17 protein-coding genes are annotated in these 15,834 nt (G+C 69.5%); 11 read left to right on the forward strand and 6 right to left on the reverse strand.

The features are described 5' to 3' along the window. Positions 1 to 786: 786 nt before the first annotated feature. Positions 787 to 3,000: a putative bifunctional diguanylate cyclase/phosphodiesterase gene (locus I4Q42_RS15310; protein ID WP_198576949.1), complete on the reverse strand. Its 2,214-nt coding sequence runs from the start codon at positions 2,998 to 3,000 to the stop codon at positions 787 to 789. 245 nt (positions 3,001 to 3,245) lie between these two features. Here I4Q42_RS15310 and I4Q42_RS15315 point away from each other — a divergent pair, with 245 nt between their 5' ends. From I4Q42_RS15315 to I4Q42_RS15335, 5 genes are all read left to right on the forward strand, one after another. Further along, positions 3,246 to 4,145 (forward strand): EamA family transporter, encoded by a 900-nt coding sequence (locus I4Q42_RS15315; RefSeq protein WP_198576950.1) that lies wholly within the window; start codon positions 3,246 to 3,248, stop codon positions 4,143 to 4,145. Between the two features lie 71 nt (positions 4,146 to 4,216). Beyond that, the gene (locus I4Q42_RS15320; RefSeq protein ID WP_198576951.1) at positions 4,217 to 5,251 is read left to right on the forward strand and encodes a beta-eliminating lyase-related protein; all 1,035 of its coding nucleotides are present in this window, start codon (positions 4,217 to 4,219) and stop codon (positions 5,249 to 5,251) included. A gap of 68 nt (positions 5,252 to 5,319) precedes the next feature. After that, positions 5,320 to 6,009, forward strand: coding sequence for a hypothetical protein (locus tag I4Q42_RS15325; protein WP_198576952.1), 690 nt, complete (start codon positions 5,320 to 5,322; stop codon positions 6,007 to 6,009). Continuing rightward, positions 6,009 to 7,262, forward strand: a complete 1,254-nt coding sequence (locus I4Q42_RS15330) for a M48 family metalloprotease (RefSeq protein WP_198576953.1) — start codon at positions 6,009 to 6,011, stop codon at positions 7,260 to 7,262. The genes I4Q42_RS15325 and I4Q42_RS15330 overlap by 1 nt, the downstream gene beginning before the upstream one ends. Further along, positions 7,259 to 7,849, forward strand: a complete 591-nt coding sequence (locus tag I4Q42_RS15335) for a hypothetical protein (RefSeq protein WP_198576954.1) — start codon at positions 7,259 to 7,261, stop codon at positions 7,847 to 7,849. Before I4Q42_RS15330 ends, I4Q42_RS15335 begins: the two co-directional genes overlap by 4 nt. A gap of 183 nt (positions 7,850 to 8,032) precedes the next feature. Here the strand turns inward: I4Q42_RS15335 and I4Q42_RS15340 are convergent, their stop codons facing one another. Beyond that, on the reverse strand, positions 8,033 to 8,368 hold the full coding sequence (locus tag I4Q42_RS15340) for a PRC-barrel domain-containing protein (RefSeq protein WP_198576955.1): 336 nt from the start codon (positions 8,366 to 8,368) through the stop codon (positions 8,033 to 8,035). An 86-nt stretch (positions 8,369 to 8,454) separates the two neighbouring features. Here I4Q42_RS15340 and mutT point away from each other — a divergent pair, with 86 nt between their 5' ends. Beyond that, positions 8,455 to 8,883, forward strand: a complete 429-nt coding sequence (gene mutT / locus I4Q42_RS15345; RefSeq protein ID WP_198576956.1) for an 8-oxo-dGTP diphosphatase MutT — start codon at positions 8,455 to 8,457, stop codon at positions 8,881 to 8,883. A gap of 46 nt (positions 8,884 to 8,929) precedes the next feature. Beyond that, entirely contained in the window at positions 8,930 to 10,351 is a 1,422-nt protein-coding gene (locus I4Q42_RS15350) for a family 43 glycosylhydrolase (RefSeq protein WP_198576957.1), read from the forward strand. A 121-nt stretch (positions 10,352 to 10,472) separates the two neighbouring features. Here I4Q42_RS15350 and I4Q42_RS15355 read toward each other — a convergent pair whose 3' ends face one another. After that, positions 10,473 to 11,384 (reverse strand): methyltransferase domain-containing protein, encoded by a 912-nt coding sequence (locus I4Q42_RS15355; protein WP_198576958.1) that lies wholly within the window; start codon positions 11,382 to 11,384, stop codon positions 10,473 to 10,475. Here I4Q42_RS15355 and I4Q42_RS15360 point away from each other — a divergent pair. The 4 genes from I4Q42_RS15360 to I4Q42_RS15375 are packed head-to-tail and all read left to right on the forward strand — an operon-like array spanning position 11,383 to position 13,714. Continuing rightward, positions 11,383 to 12,162 carry a ComF family protein gene (locus I4Q42_RS15360; protein ID WP_198576959.1) on the forward strand — a complete coding sequence of 260 codons (780 nt, stop codon included), beginning with the start codon at positions 11,383 to 11,385 and terminating at the stop codon, positions 12,160 to 12,162. The genes I4Q42_RS15355 and I4Q42_RS15360 overlap by 2 nt on opposite strands. A 29-nt stretch (positions 12,163 to 12,191) precedes the next feature. Continuing rightward, entirely contained in the window at positions 12,192 to 12,446 is a 255-nt protein-coding gene (gene grxC, locus I4Q42_RS15365) for a glutaredoxin 3 (protein ID WP_198576960.1), read from the forward strand. Continuing rightward, positions 12,443 to 13,264 carry a carbon-nitrogen hydrolase family protein gene (locus tag I4Q42_RS15370; RefSeq protein WP_198576961.1) on the forward strand — a complete coding sequence of 274 codons (822 nt, stop codon included), beginning with the start codon at positions 12,443 to 12,445 and terminating at the stop codon, positions 13,262 to 13,264. Before grxC ends, I4Q42_RS15370 begins: the two co-directional genes overlap by 4 nt. A 15-nt stretch (positions 13,265 to 13,279) precedes the next feature. Continuing rightward, positions 13,280 to 13,714, forward strand: a complete 435-nt coding sequence (locus I4Q42_RS15375) for a DUF1178 family protein (protein ID WP_198576962.1) — start codon at positions 13,280 to 13,282, stop codon at positions 13,712 to 13,714. 3 nt (positions 13,715 to 13,717) lie between these two features. Here I4Q42_RS15375 and I4Q42_RS15380 read toward each other — a convergent pair whose 3' ends face one another. From I4Q42_RS15380 to I4Q42_RS15390, 3 genes are all read right to left on the reverse strand, one after another. Next, positions 13,718 to 14,416, reverse strand: a complete 699-nt coding sequence (locus tag I4Q42_RS15380) for a dienelactone hydrolase family protein (protein WP_198576963.1) — start codon at positions 14,414 to 14,416, stop codon at positions 13,718 to 13,720. A gap of 114 nt (positions 14,417 to 14,530) precedes the next feature. Then, complete coding sequence (locus tag I4Q42_RS15385; protein WP_198576964.1) at positions 14,531 to 15,346, reverse strand: hypothetical protein; 816 nt, start codon at positions 15,344 to 15,346, stop codon at positions 14,531 to 14,533. An 88-nt stretch (positions 15,347 to 15,434) separates the two neighbouring features. Further along, the gene (locus tag I4Q42_RS15390; protein ID WP_198576965.1) at positions 15,435 to 15,746 is read right to left on the reverse strand and encodes a glycine zipper 2TM domain-containing protein; all 312 of its coding nucleotides are present in this window, start codon (positions 15,744 to 15,746) and stop codon (positions 15,435 to 15,437) included. Positions 15,747 to 15,834 lie beyond the last annotated feature (88 nt).

Here is a 15,834-nt window from a genome sequence, read left to right on the forward strand (position 1 = left end):
ACGCAGGCATGCGACTTCGCACTCCCGTGGAAATCCACGAAAGGTGATGGGGAGGCGCGGAGCGGCCGGGCGGAGCCCGGAGACCGTGATGGGTTTTAGCGTTTCGGCTTCGTCTGACCGCTCCGCCGCATCGTTGGCTCGAAGGACCGGGGGCGTAGGCGCTATTTCAGCCATTGGCCCGGCTAGCCCTCGGACGGGCAGGATCGACAGCCCCGCGGTAGTCCGGCGCGGCCTCGGCTGATCCTGTTGAACCGGTTTGAACGTTCCCGGCCTGTCGACCCGCTTGTCGCGTCACGGAACGGCTGACGGCCCAATCACGCCTTCTGAGCGATCCTGCAAACCCGCCCTTCCCGCAACGCAACCAGCGGCCCCGCTCGATGCGATCACAGCCGCAACTTGGGCCGGTACCAAGAGCCCTCCCCATGGCTGGGATGGGTTTGAGTATGGGGGCGGTTTGGGCGCGTCTGATAAGTTTGGGCGATAAAGTTGTAGCGCGCTGTTTTGGTGGGACTCTTTTTCGAGTTCGCCGGGGATGGACGGCGCTCTATCCCCGTCCGCCCAACCTGAAGTCGCCTTCCTGGGCCTTGTGCCCAGGATCCATGGTTCAGCCGCTCAGACCTTTGCAGGACCGCCGAGGTCTGAGCGGTCGCCGGCATGGGCCCTCGCCACAAGGGCGAGGGAGGCGGGATTTGTTGCGGGGGCGGGTGAAACGGCAGACGCTTCGGAAGCTGAAAACATCCCCCCTCCGGCCCTCCGGGCCACCTCCCCCAGAGGGGGGAGGATCTGTCAGGCGCGGCGCTCTTCGAGATGCTCCCCCGTTGAGGGCGCGGTCGGCGCAGCCGACTGCGGGGGAAGCGCCGAGAACGCCACCACCTCGGCCAGGCCGCGCGAGGCGGTCGTCTCGACGCCCAGCAGGGCGGCGATCTCGAGCGCGGGCTTGGGGCGGCTGATGAAGTAGCCCTGGATCTCGCCGCAACCCTGGCGGCGCAGCTCGTGCAGCTGTTCCTCGGACTCCACGCCCTCGGCGGTGGTGGTGATGCCCAGGCTGGCGCCGAGGTCGAGCACGGCCTTGATGATGGCCAGGGCGTCGGCGTCCTCGAGGATGTCGCGCACGAAGGTCTGGTCGATCTTGATCTTGTCGAACGGGAAGCTGCGCAGATAGCTCAGCGAGCTGTAGCCGGTGCCGAAGTCGTCCATCGAGATCCGCACGCCCAGGGCCTTGAGGTCGTGGAGGATGGCGGTGTTCTGGGCGCTGTCCTGAAGGAGCACGCTTTCGGTGATCTCCAGTTCCAGTCGCTCGGCGGCCAGGCCCGAGGCGGCCAGGGCCTGGACGACGGTGGCGGCCAGGCGGCGGTCGCGGAACTGAGCGGGTGACAGGTTGACGGCCAGGCGCACGTGCTCAGGCCAGCGGGCGGCCTCGTCGCAGGCGGCGCGCAGCACCCAGTCGCCCAGGGCGCCGATCAGGCCGATCTCTTCGGCCAGGGGGATGAACTCGCCGGGCGAGACCATGCCGCGTTCGGGGTGGCGCCAGCGCAGCAGGGCCTCGCAGCCGGTAACGCGGTCGGCTTCCAGGTCGAACAGCGGCTGGTAGAAGAGCTCGAACTGGCCCTCCGACAGCGCCTTGCGCAGGTCGAGCTCCAACAGGCGGCGGGCCTGAAGCTGCTCGTCCATGGCTCGCTCGAAGAAGTGGAACGTGCCCTTGCCGTCGGCCTTGGCGCGATAGAGGGCCATGTCGGCCTTCTTGAGCAGTTCGTCGCTGTCGAGGCCGTCGTCGGGCGAGACGGCGACGCCGACGCTGCCGCCGATCACCACCTGGTGGCCGCGCAGGTCGAACGGGGCCTCCAGGGCCTCGACGATGCGGGCGGCCAGGCGCGTGGCGCCGGTCAGGTCGGTGAGGCCGGTCTGGACCACGGCGAACTCGTCGCCGCCCAGGCGGGCCACGGTGTCGCCTTCCCGCACGCAGCCGCGCAGGCGCTCGGCGGCGGCCTTCAGCAGGGCGTCGCCGACCGGGTGGCCCAGGGTGTCGTTGACCACCTTGAAGCGGTCCAGATCCACGCAGTGCACGGCCACCAGGTCCTCGCGGCGAGCGGCGCGGGCCAGGGCGTCGGACAGGTCCTTCTGGAACAGCAGGCGGTTGGGCAGCTCGGTCAGCGGGTCGTAGTGGGCCAGGCGGGCGATCTGGGCCTCGGCCCGCTTGCGCTCGGCGATGTCCTCGGAGACGCCCAGCAGATATTCGGGGCGGCCGTCGGCGTCGAGGATGGCGATCTTCTTGGTGCGCAGGATGGCCGTCGTGCCGTCCTTGCGGGGGATCAGGTCTTCCTCGATCACCTTGACCTCGCCCGAGCGGGCCACCTCGGCGTCGCGGGCGTGATAGATGGCCGCCTGGATCGGATCGTAGAAGTCGTCGTCGGTGCGGCCGATCATCTCCTCGCGGCTATAGCCGAGGATCTTTTCGCCGGCGCGATTGAGCAGGACGTAGCTCTGGTCGTCGGCGCGCTTGACGAACACCATCGACGGAATGGACTCGACGACGGCGGTCAGGAAGGCGCGGCTGCGTTCCTCGTCGGCCTTGGCCTCGGCCAGGGCGTTCAGGTTCTGGCGGTTGGTCTCGCTGGTGGCCTGCAGCAGACCGATCACCGTGCCGACGCCGATATAGCGCCCGCCGTCGGTGACGATGAAGCCGCGCAGCAGGTCGGACGCCCGGTAGGACAGGCTGTCGCTGGTGAAGGAGGCCAGTTCGACATCGGCCTCGACGACCAGGGGCTCACTGTCCATCAGCACTTCGATGGGGCGGTTGGCGTAGAGGGCCCGGCCGTATTCGGCGGCCATGCGCAGGAAGAAGGCGTTGCGCTCGACCAGGCCCACGGGGCGATCGTCGGCGTCCAGCACCGGGATGATCAAGGTGTCGGGTTCCTCGCGGAACCGTTCGTACAAGGTCTTGCCCAGATCTTCCGCCCGCGCCGGGGTCAAGGAAGAAACCGTGTCACGCAAGGTAAACATGGGAAATACGCCCTCCACTCGCGAGCGGAATGGCCGTTTCACGCCTAACGATATGCTAAACTTGACCGTGTGGGCTGCGAGTTTCGCGAAAACTTCATGGCGCTGTCACAGTGATTTCCAGGCGATTTACTCTGGCGCTGCCCGCTGAATACTCAGTGGTCGGATGATGTCGATTTGGCGTTGCGCGAGCATGGCCAAGCGTCCTCCCAAGGCCTAGGTAGGGCTCGATCCCAGGAGCCTCCGTCATGCCCAGTTCCCTGCCGCTTCGCCATTTCCTGCTGGCCCTGGCGGTGGTGGCGGTGTGGGGGACGAACTTCGTGGTCATCCGCCAGGCGCTGAACCACCTGCCGCCGCTGACCTTCGCCACCCTGCGCTTCACCTTCGTGCTGCTGCCGCTGGTGTTCTTCCTCAAGAAGCCGGCCGTCGCCTGGAGGAATCTGGCGGCCTACGGCGTGCTGATCGGGGCGGGGCAGTTCGGCCTGCTGTTCGTGGCCATGAAGGGCCACATCTCGCCGGGCCTGGCCTCGCTGCTGATGCAGACCCAGGTGTTCTTCACCATCGGCCTGGCCATGCGGCTGTCGGGCGAGCGGGTGCAGCTCTATCAGTGGGGCGCCCTGGCCCTGGCGGTGGCCGGGATCCTGGTCATCGCCCTGCACGCCGACGCCTCGACCGTGACGCCGCTGGGCCTGCTTCTGGTGCTGCTGGCGGCGCTGAGCTGGGCCGGCGGCAACGTCACGGCCCGGGCGGCCGGGCCGGTCAACATGCTGGCCTATGTGGTCTGGGCCAGCCTGTTCTCGATCCCGCCGCTGCTGGTCATGGCCCTGTTGCTGGAAGGCTGGCCGGCCATGGTCGCGGGCGTACGCGCGGCGGATCTGGCGACCTGGGGCGCGGTGCTGTGGCAGTCGGTGGGCAACACCATGTTCGGCTTCGCCTGCTGGGGCTGGTTGCTGGCCCGCCATCCGGCCGCGACCATCACGCCGATGGCCCTGCTGGTGCCGGTGTTCGGCATGGGCGCCTCGGCGCTGCTGCTGCACGAGGGCCTGCCGGGCTGGAAGCTGCTGGCGGCCGGGCTTGTGCTGGCGGGGCTGGCGGTCAACATGCTGTGGCCGAAGATCCGGGCGCTGCGGGCGGCCGCGGTCGCCTGACGGGGCGGCTTGATCGGTCGGCGAAAGCCCGGCATCGAGACGGCTGGTTCTTCCCGCTGAGTGTTTCGCCCATGGCCCGCTACGACTTCGCCTCCGACAACGTCGCCGGGGCCATGCCCGAGGTGATCGAGGCGTTGGTCGCCGCCAATGCCGGCACGGCGTCGGGCTATGGAACCGACCATGTCAGCCAGGCGGCGGGCGATCGCATCCGCGCCGCGCTCGACGCCGACGCCGAGGTGCGGTTCATGCCGTCGGGCACGGCCGCCAACGCCTTCGCCCTGACCCTGCTGGCCGCGCCGCACGAGGCGGTGCTGGCCCACGAGCACGCCCACATCTGTACCGACGAGACCGGCGCCCCGGGCTTCTTCGGCCAGGGCGTGGGGTTGATCGGCCTGCCGGGCGCATCGGGCAAGATCGAGCTTTCGGCGCTGGAAGAGGCCCTGGCCCAGCCCGACGTCTCCTACCGCCAGCCGGCCGCGGCCCTGTCTCTGACCACGGCCACCGAGTACGGCACGGTCTATTCGGAAGCGGCGCTGAAGGCGCTGGTCGATCCGGTGAAGGCCAAGGGCTACGGCGTGCATCTGGACGGCGCCCGGCTGGCCAACGCCGTGGCGGCGGGCTTCGACCTGAAGGCGGTCAAGCGCCTGGGCGTCGACATTCTCGTCATGGGCGGCACCAAGGCCGGCTCGACCCCGACCGAGGCGGTGGTGTTCCTGAACCCCGAGCATCGTCGGCGGCTCGACGCGCGGATCAAGCACGCCGGCCAGCTGGTCTCCAAGGGCCGGTTCCTGGCCGCGCCGTGGCTGGGCCTGCTGGACGAGGCCGGCGGAACCGGCCCCTGGGCGGCCCGCGCGGCCCACGCCAACGCCATGGCCCAGAAGCTGGCGGCCCTGATGCCCTACCCAATCCTGCATCGGGTGGAGGCCAACGGCCTGTTCGTCGAGATGAGCGACGCGTCGCTCGACCGCCTGCGCGGCGAGGGCTGGTTCGTCTACCGGTTCCTGGACGGCTCGGCCCGCTTCATGTGCTCGTGGGCGACCACGCCGGAGATGGTGGAGGAACTGGGCGCGGCTCTCGCCAAGATTGCTCTCGACGAACCCGTATAGCAGCGCTAGCGTGCCCCCGACTGTTTCAGGGGTGAAACAGTCGGGGGCATATCTGGGGGCTTAAATCCGTGTCCGTTTTTCGTAGCGTCGCCATCACGGCGTGCCTGTTTCTGGCCGCCTGCACCACGACCAACACGGGTCTTGCCGACAAGTCGCCGACCAAGCCGGCGTCCGGCGCCAAGATCCTGATCGTCCAGCCGGACATCGAGCTTGGCCTGCTGACGGTCACCGGCCTGCAGGAGGCTCGCGCCGACTGGTCCACCGACGCCCGCGCCAACATCAAGCGCGAGCTGGAAGAGGCCGCCACGGCCAAGTCGCACGTCTTCCGCTCGCTCGACCCGACCACCGTCGAGGATCCGCGCGCCCTGCAGCTGCTGCGCCTGCACGAGGCGGTCGGCAACTCGATCCGCGGCTTCAACTACGGCCTCTATTCGCTGCCGACCAAGAAGAGCTTCGACTGGACGCTGGGGACCGGGACGCAGACCCTGGCCCAGACCTATGACGCCGACTACGCCCTGTTCACCTACGGTCGCGGGGCCTATTCGAGCGGCGGCCGCAAGGCGGCGATGGTCGGCGCGGCCCTGCTGGGCGTCAGCATGCCGATGGCCCAGCAATACGCCTTCACCTCGCTGGTCGACCTGAAGACCGGCAAGGTGGTGTGGTTCAACGTCGCCGTGGCCGGCACCGACTCCGACATGCGCTCGCCCGAGGGCGCGGAGACCTTCGCCAAGGCCCTGCTGAAGGACGCGCCGCTCTGATGCCCCGCGTCCTTCGCCCCCGGGCGAAGGGCCTGGCCCTGCTGGCCGCCGCCGTCCTGGCGGCCGCGCCGGCGGGAGCCCAACCCCGCGCCCCGCACCTGCGCCCGGCCGAAACCTCCGACGAGGGCGGCATCTGGGCGCTGTCCGAGAAAGCCGAGCTGGCGGCTCGCCAGTCGTCCGAGCGCAACCGCGACCCGGCCCTCAACGCCTATGTCACCGGCGTCGTCGCCAAGCTGGCGCCCGAGTACCAGGGCGACATCCGCGTCTATGTGATGGACCGGCCGTTCTTCAACGCCCAGATGGCCCCCAACGGCTATGGCGAGGTGTGGTCGGGCCTGCTGCTGCGGGTGCAGAGCGAGGACGAACTGGCCTTCGTGCTGGGCCACGAGGTCGGCCACTTCGCCGAGAACCACTCGATCGAAAGCTTCCGCACGCTGAAGGCGCGGCTGGGCGCGACCATGGCCCTGCAGTTCGCCGTGGCGGCCGTGGCCATGGGGGCGGCGGTCAACGCCGGCTCGACCCAGGGCGCCAACGACATCATGCGGGCCGCCGGCGCGCTGAACGACCTGCTGTATCTGGGCCAGCTGGCCGCCTATTTCGGCTATTCGCGCGAGAACGAGGTCGAGGCCGACGGCCTGGGCTTCAAGCGGGCCGTGGCCGCCGGCTACGATCCCGCCGCCGGGGCGACCCTGTGGCGCGCGCTGATCGCCGAGACGGGGGCGTCGAGCTTCAAGCGGGTGCGCGACCAGGAAGCCCGGGCCAACATCTTCAGCACCCACCCGGTCAGCGCCGACCGGGTCAAGGCGCTGGACGACCTGGCCGCCAAGACGCCGACCAAGGCGCGGGCGACCGACCGCAAGGCCTATCGCGCGGTGATCCGGCCGCACCTGGCGGCCTGGCTGAAGGACGACCTGCGCCGGCGCGACTACGGCCAGAGCCTGGCTTTGATCGACCGCCTGGCGGCCGAGGGCGAGGACCAGGGCCTGCTGACCTTCTACCGCGCCGAGGCCTATCGCCAGCGGCGCGGCGAGGGCGACCTGGACCTGGCCCGCAAGGCCTACGCCCAGGCCGGAACCTATCCCGACGCCCCGATCGCCGCCTGGCGCAGCCTGGGCGACCTGGCCTTGCAGGCCGGCGATCGTCCCGCCGCCAAGAGCGCCTACGAAACCTATCTCGCCCGCGCCCCCCAGGCGCAGGACCGCTGGCTGGTCGAGGCCAGCCTCAAGAAACTCTCCGAAGGAAGCGCGACATGATCCGCACCAACACGATCCGTCTGCTGGCCGCCTCCGCCCTGGTCATGAGCCTGTCGGCCTGCGTCAGCGTCACCTCGGCCCCGGCCGGTCCCTACAAGGTCGGGACGGCCCAGGTCACCCTCGGCCACGAATGGTCGGACATCAGCGCCATCATGTTCGCCCGCCCGGCCAAGGTGCGGCTGCTGTCGATGGACGGCCCGCTGCTGAACCGGCTCTACGTGACCGATGGCCTCGCGCCCGGCGAGTTCATGGTCAAGCCGATGGCCAAGGAGCGCCCGACCCCGACCTACCGCTCCGGCATGGCGCCGACCGAACTGGTGGAGTTCGTCACCGACAGCGTCGCGGCCCTCGACTACCAGCGCGTCGAGACCGACAACCTGCGCCCGGCCAAGGTGGGCTCGGCCGACGGCCTGCGCTTCGACCTGAAGGCCAAGACCAAGGAAGGCCTCGACATCTCCGGCGCCGCCCAGGTGGCCGAGGTGGGCGGCAAGCTCTACGTCGTGCTCTACATCGCCCCGAGCGAGCATTACTACGCCGCCGAACTGCCGGAAGTGGAGACGGTGCTGGGTTCGGTGAAGGTGGGGTGATCCTACGCGTCCCTCTCCCCTTGCGGGAGAGGGTGGCCTCGCGGAGCGAGGTCGGGTGAGGGGTCTCTCAGATAGCAGACGCCGCGGCGGCCGATCGGCTGTCGCGGCGTTTTCCGTTTGTGCGACCCCTCATCCGTCGGCCTTCGGCCGCCACCTTCTCCCGCAAGGGGAGAAGGAGCACCGCTACCCCTCGAAATACCGCTCCACCTGCTGAGCCCAGCCGTGGGAGGGCTTGGCCAGTTGGTCGCGGTCGTAGGCGGGGCTGTCCTTGAAGCGGTCCTTGGTGATCTCGACGGCGTAGGCCTCGGCCTTGTCGTCGAAGGTCAGCACGCGCCAGGGCAGGGGATGGTACTTGCCGCCGGTGAAAAGGCCGGCCGGCTCGACGGCGACATAGCGGCCGATGCCGGCGTCGCGATCGACGAAGACCTCGCGGATGACGCCCAGCTTGTGGCCCTTGGCGTCGGTCACCGGCGTGCCGATCAGGTCGCCGCTCTTCACCAGACGATCGTCGACGGCCATGGCTCTGCTCCTTTGAACTTCCCCTGGGCAACGCCCCATGCGCGGCGGGAGTTGCCAACCCCGGCGAAGCCCGCGATGGATCGGGCATGAGCACGCCAACGCCTCCGCCCACTGACCGCCCGATCGTCCTGGTCGCCGCCGCCGCCCTGATCGACGTCGACGGACGGGTGCTGATCTGCCAGCGGCCCGAGGGCAAGTCTCTGGCCGGCCTGTGGGAGTTTCCCGGCGGCAAGGTCGAGAAGGGCGAGACGCCCGAGCAGTGCCTGATCCGCGAACTGCACGAGGAACTGGGCATCACGGTCGCCCAGGCCTGCCTGGCGCCCTTCGTCTTCGCCTCGCACACCTATGAGAAATTCCACCTGCTGATGCCGCTCTATCTGTTGCGGCGGTGGGAGGGGCAGGTGACGGCCCAGGAGCACAAGGCCATGGTCTGGGTAAAGCCGGACAAATTGAGCGAATACGACATGCCGCCGGCCGATATTCCCCTGGTCGCCTGGCTAAGGGATGTGCTTTAACTCAGACAAATCGCGATAAACGCGAGTTGGCTGGGAGGCGACGACCGTGGAGACCCTTGACCTTCACCCTTCGCGGCGGGCCATGCTGGCCGGCGCCGGGGCCCTGACCGTTGGCGGATACGCCAGCATCGCCGAAGCTTCCAGCGCGACCGAAGCCGCCCCGCTGATCAATCCGGTCGTCCGCCAGCGGGCCGACGCCCAGGTCTTCAAGCACACCGACGGCTACTACTACCTGACCGGCTCGGTGCCCGAGTACGACCGGCTGATCATCCGCCGCTCGCGCTCCCTGGCCGGTTTCACCACGGCCGACGAGACGGTGATCTGGCGGCGGCCGACGCAAGGCAAGCTGGGCGGCTACATCTGGGCGCCGGAGCTGCACTGGTTCGACGACGCCTGGCACATGTATTTCGCCGCCGGCGACAAGGACCAGCCGTTCCGCATCCGCACCTACGCCCTGCGCTGCGACGGCCCCGACGCCCTGACCGGCAAGTGGAGCCTGCTGGGCAAGGTCGAGACGCCGTGGGACACCTTCACCCTCGACTCCACCAGCTTCGTCCACAAGGGCGTGCGCTACTTCTGCTGGGCGCAGAAGGAGCCGGGGATCGACACCAACAGCAATCTCTATCTCGCGCCGCTGGCCACGCCAACCACCCTGGCCAAGCCGCCGGTGCGCCTGACCGTGCCGACGCTCGATTGGGAGATCCGGGGCTTCAAGGTGGCCGAGGCCGCCGCCCCGCTGATCCGCAACGGCAAGGTGTTCATTGCCTATTCGGCCAGCGCCACCGACGACCGCTACTGCCTGGGCCTGCTGACCGCCGACGCCGAAGCCGACCTGATGTCGCAGGCCTCGTGGAGCAAGTCGCCGGTCCCGGTCTTCGTGTCGTCGGAAGAGACCCGCGTCTGGGGCCCTGGCCACAACTCCTTCACGGTGGACGAGCAGGGCCGCGACGTCCTGGTGTTCCACGGCCGCGACTACAAGGCGATCAAGGGCGATCCGCTGTTCGATCCCAATCGCCACACCCGCGTGCAGCGCCTCTACTACAAGCCCGACGGGACGCCCGACTTCGGCGTGCCGGCGGGGGCGGGGGAGATTCCGGACCGCTTCTCGCCGCTGGATCGGCCGGGCGCCTTCCTGCGTTACGAGGGCGCGGGCTTGAGCGTCGGCGACGGTCCGCTGGCCACGACCCAGCTACGCCAGAAGGCGGGGCCGGCCGGCCAGGTGACGTTGGAGCCGATCCTGCAACCGGGCCACGCGGTGCGGGTGGTTGGCGGCAAGGCGACGATCGGCGAGGCCAAGCCAGGCGACAAGGCCGCGCTCTTCAAGCGCGTGAAGGGCCTGGCCGACGCCAAGGGCGTGTCGTTCCAGGCGCTGGACGGCGGGTATCTGCTGCACCGCGACGGCGCGGTGGTCGTCGGGCCGGCCAAGGACGCGAAGGCCAGGGCGGCGGCGACGTTTCTGGTGAGCTGAGGGGCGGGAAACCCCCTCAGTCGCTCCGCGACAGCTCCCCCAGAGGGGGAGCATCTAATGCGCCAAGATCCTCCCCCTCTGGGGGAGGTGGCCCGGAGGGCCGGAGGGGGTCTTCGCCGACCTATCCCGCCTTATCCCCCGCCGGCTGCTCCTGAACCCCCAGCGCATCGGCCAGCCGCATCTTGGCCGACCCCGGCCGCAGCGGCTTCTGCTGGCTGTCATGGGGCGCCCAGCCCGTGGCCGTGACGATCTCGAAGGTCGCCGGCACGCGGCCGTCGGGCTCGGCGAAGCGGTCCTGGTAGAGCTCCAGCGCCCGCAGCAGCACCTTGCGGGTCAGGGGCTTGCGCGAGCGGTCGAGCAGGACGCTGGTCTCGCCCATGCGGCGCAGGTCCTGCAGCAGGGCGATCGGATGGGCGTAGCGGACCTTGACGCGGTCGACGTCGGCCACCGGCAGGGTGAAGCCGGCCCGTTGCAGCAGGCCGGCCGCGTCCACCGTGTCGGCGAAGGGCGAGACGCGCATCGAGACGCCGCCCAGGATCTCGTCCTCGGCCGCCATCAGCGACTGGCGCAGCTCGGTCAGGGTCGCCCCGCCGAACAGGGCGCCGATGAACAGGCCGTCTGGGCGCAGGGCGCGGCGAATTTGGATCAGGGCGCCGACCAGGTCGTTGGTCCAGTGCAGGGCCAGGGTCGAGACCACCAGGTCGACGGTGGCGTCGCCGAACGGCAGGCGCTCCTCGTCGGCGACTACGGTCGGGCCACCCCGACCGGCCAGCATCCGGGCCGAGAGGTCGGTGTCGATCAGCAGGCCGATCTTGGCGGCGGCGTCGCTCTCCGAGAGCGCGGCGCGGAAAGCGCCGTCTCGGCTTCCGAGATCGACGGCGACCGGAAACTCCCGCAGGATCGCCTCCAGCCGCATGACCGCGTCACCGGCGGCGCGCGCCTTCAGGAAGCCGGCCTGGCCGAAATGCGGCGCGGCGCGGTCGAGGCGAGCGCGAAGAAGGTCGCGGTCGAAGAGGAGGGGCGAACTGGTCATGCGGGCGGAACATGGCGATTTCCTTGCGCAATGGAAACCCGGCCCGCGCCTGACAGGGATCGGAAGAGGCCTGCTTGACCTGATCCTGCCGCCACGCGCTTTCGACGGCGAGCCGGCCCTGACCTCGGGACTGTCGGCCGGGGCCTGGAGCCGCATCGTCTTTCTCGACGGCCCGGTCTGCGACGGCTGCAGCGCGCCGTTCCCGTTCGACCAGGGCGAACCGCTATGCGCCCTGTGCCTGGCCAAGCCCCGCGCCTTCGCCCGGGCCAGGGCCGCCTGCCTGTATGACGAACACTCCCGCGACCTGATCCTGAAGCTCAAGCACGCCGACCGCACTGACCTGTCGGGCCTGTTCGCCCGCTGGATCTCGCGCGCCGCGCCGGACCTGCTGGAGGAGGCGCAAGTCGTGCTGCCCGTGCCGATGCACCGCTCGCGGCTTTTGCGCCGCCGCTACAACCAGGCGGCCGAGATCGCCCGGCCGCTGGCCCGCGCGGCAGGGCGGCCCTATCTGGCCGACGCCCTGGTGCGCAGGCGCGACACCGCCAGCCAGGGCGGCAAGTCGGCCGACGGCCGCCGCAGGAACGTGGCCGCCGCCTTCGCGGTGCCCGATCGCAAGCGGTCTCTGGTCGAGGGAAAGCGGGTGCTGCTGGTCGACGACGTGCTGACCACGGGGGCCACGGCCGAGGGCTGCGCGCGGGCCCTGCTGGCGGCCGGAGCCTCGGCTGTCGATCTGACTGTCGTCGCGCGCGTTACAGAAATGAGAACCCGTCCTATATGAGGTCGGGAAGCCAAGCTTTTGGAACTCATATGGCCAAGGTCACCATCTACACCCGTCCCTTCTGCGGCTACTGCGCCCGCGCCCTGAAGCTGCTCAACGACAAGGGCGCCGACTTCACCGAGATCGAGGCCGGCATGGATCCCAAGCTGCGCCAGGAAATGATCGACCGTTCGGGCCGCGCCACCTTCCCGCAGATCTTCGTCGGCGAGCAGCACATCGGCGGCTGCGACGACATGATGGCGCTGGAGCGCGAGGGCAAGCTCGACCCGCTGCTGGCGGCATGAGCGTCCGAGTCGGCCTTGTTCAGACCAGAACGCCGGCGACCCAGGCCGCCGCGCTGGAGCATGTCGCGCCGCTGGTGCGGCAGGCGGCCGAGGCGGGCGCTGCGTTCATCCTGACGCCCGAGGGCGTCAACGTGCTGCAAAAGGACAAGGAAAAGCTGCTGCCGACCCTCGTCCCGCTGGAGGACGATGTGGTGGTGGTCGGCCTGCAGGCGCTGGCGCGGGAATACGGCGTCTGGATCGACGTCGGCTCGGCCCTGGTGCTGCGCGAAGACGGCAAGGCTGCGAACCGGCAAGCGGTGATCGATTCCTCGGGCGCGATCGTCGCCACCTACGACAAGCTGCACATGTTCGACGTGCAGCTGCCCACTGGCGAAACCGCGAGGGAATCGGCCGTCTACACCCCCGGCGAGCGGGCGGTGGTGGTCGACACGCCCCTGGGGCCGACGGGCCTGACGATCTGCTACGACATGCGCTTTCCGGCCCTGCACCGGGCCCTGGCGCTGGCGGGGGCCAAGGTGATCACCGCCCCGGCCGCCTTCACCCGTCCTACCGGCGAGGCGCACTGGGACATCCTGCTGCGGGCCCGGGCCATCGAGACCGGCTCGTTCGTCATCGCCGCCGCGCAAGGCGGTTTCCACGAGGACGGGCGCGGCACCTGGGGCCGCTCGATCGCCATCGGCCCGTGGGGCGAGGTGATCGGCAAGCTTGACCATGACGAGCCGAGCGTGTTGATCGCCGACCTCGACCTGGCGGCCGCCGACAAGGCGCGCGCGGCCATCCCGGTCCTGACCAACGCCCGCGACTTCGTCGGGCCGTGAGCCCGTGTTGACGTCATGATCAAGTACGCCCTGGCCTGCGACCACAGCCACGAGTTCGAAGGCTGGTTCGGCTCGTCGGGCGACTATGACGACCAGGCCGCCCGCGGCCTGGTCGAATGCCCGGTCTGCGGCTCGACCGGCGTGCGCAAGCAGATCATGGCTCCCGCCATCGCCGGGACCAAGGCCCAGCGCGCCGCGCCTGAGCCCGACGCCAAGATGCGCGAGATGATGATGACCGCCATGAGCGAGGTGCGCCGCGAGGTCGAGGAGAACTTCGACTATGTCGGCGACCGCTTCGCCAAGGAGGCGCGCGACATCCACGAGGGCAAGTCCGAGGAACGCGGCATCTACGGCGAGGCCTCGCCCAAGGAGGTCAAGGCCTTGCTGGAGGACGGCGTCAAGGTCGCCGCCCTGCCGCCGGCCCCGCCGAAGAAGACGGACGTGAACTGAGGCCTACCCCAGCTTCTCCTTGAAGAACGCCAGGGTGCGGGCGTTGGCGGTCTCGGCGTCGGTCTTGTCGTAGTGGTTGCCGCCCGGACGGGCGAAGGCGTGGTTGCGGCCGGGATAGACGTGGACCTCGACATTGGGGCGGCCAGACAGCGCCTGGACGATCGCGGCGCGGGCCTCGGGGCCGATGAACTCGTCGTCGCCAGCCAGGTGCATCAGCAGCGGAGCCTTCACGCCGTCGGCCTCGCCGACATAGCGCTCGGTGCCGCCGCCGTAATAGGCCACGGCCGCGTCGGGCGCGCCGCGGGCCGTCCCGAGGAAGGTCAGCAGGCCGCCCAGGCAGTAGCCGGTGAGTCCGACCTTGTCGCTGGCGCCCTCGAGCGTGCGGGCGGCCTCGACCACCTTCAGCACGTCGGCCGCGCCCTGGTCGAAGTCGTAGGCGCCGTAGATGTCGAGGGCCTTCTTCCAGTTCTCCTCGCTGTTCTCCGACAGCGACAGGCCCGGCTCGGCCCGCCAGAACAGGTCGGGGCAGACGGCGATGAAGCCCTGGACGGCGTATTCGGCGGCGATCAGCCGGATGCCGGCGTTGACGCCGAAGATCTCCTGCAGGACCACGATCACCGGGGCGGGGCCGGACGTGTCGGGTCGCACGACCAGGGCCTGGAAGCCGCCGTCGTCGGTCTGGATGGTGAGGCTCTCGGCCATGGTCGTCTCCTCGCGAACAGGTGTCGGCGGACCATGACGCGAGGCGGGACGTTGGGATTGAACGATGTCGCGCCGCGCCGGAGGATCGCGCGGTCGATCGGTTCAAGTCGGGGATCAGTCGAGGACGTCGTCGCCCAGTTGGAGGATCGGCAGGGGCGTCAGGCTGATCTGCTCGAACCGCCTCTCGGCGCCGAAGGGGACGGCGAACTCCAGCTTCCAGAGCTGGGAATCGGAGTCGCTGTACGGGCCGTCGGACCGGCGCGACGACAGCAAGGCGGAGTAACAGGCGCGCCCCTTGGCGCAGATGGGCCGGTAGTGGACGCTGAGCACGCCCGTCGGTTCGAACAGTCGCTTGGCGATCGACGGGCTGGGGCAGCGCCGCTGGCAGACGACGCGCAGCGGGCCGGTCTCGATCTGGTGCGTCTGGGCCCCGAGCTTGCGCACCAGCAGGCCGGTCGTCATGGCGGCGCTGGGATCGGGCGCGGCGAAGAAGTCGTTGGTTCTCGCGCCGCGTTCGCGCAGGGCCGGCGTTTTGGCCAGGGCCGCGCAGGCGGCGTCTTCGTCGGTCGCCGATGAGGCGCCGTTGTCGATCAGGTAGTAGCGCCGTTCGGTCTCGACCTGGCGGATGAGGGCGGTTTCGGCGGTCGCGGCGGCGTCGCGCTCCGGCAGCGCAACGATGGTGAAGCCGTCGAGGCTGCAGAGGCCAAGACCGAGCGAGCGGGGGATGGTCACCCCGATCACGACACGGTTCTTGCCCGGCGAATGGCCACCGGCGTCGCGAAGGAAATAGGCGGGGCTTTCCGCCGCCAGATCCTTGAACACGCCTGCGACGCCCGACTTCTGCTCGGCGTCGATCGCGGTCGTCTGAGCGTTCGCCGATAACGGCGCGAGGCTCACGGCGATGCAGAAAAGAGCGGCGATGGCTTTCATGCGGCCCAGTTTAACCAGGCGTCGCCGCTAATCCAGAGGTTGTCGCCGCCCCGTGTCCCCGAGACCGGGCGCGGGGCGGCGAGGCCGCTTAGCGGTAGCGGTATTCGTAGTGGCAGTTCTTCTTGGAGTTCTTCTTGGCGATCTGGTTGCCGGCCACCGCGCCGACCACGCCGCCGAGGATCGCGCCCTCGGTCTTGGCGCCGTTGCCGGCCACGGCCGCGCCGAGCGTGCCGCCGGTCAGGCCGCCGATGACGGTGCCCTTGTTGCGCGACTTCTTGGTGCTCTTGCAGACCAGGACGCGTTCGCGGCGCTGCTGGGCTTCAGCCGCGGTGACGGCGATGGTGGAGGCGGTGAAGGCCAGGCTCACCGCGACGATCAGGGTTTTCATTTGGACGCGCATGGCGACCTCCATTGAGAGTTTTGTTCTGTGTCCCTTGCGGGAATAACGCCGAAGCTCCGCGTCGGTTCTATGTCGGGCGTCCGACGCG

The organism is Caulobacter hibisci, assembly GCF_016135805.1.
GTDB classification, from domain to species: Bacteria; Pseudomonadota; Alphaproteobacteria; order Caulobacterales; family Caulobacteraceae; genus Caulobacter; species Caulobacter hibisci.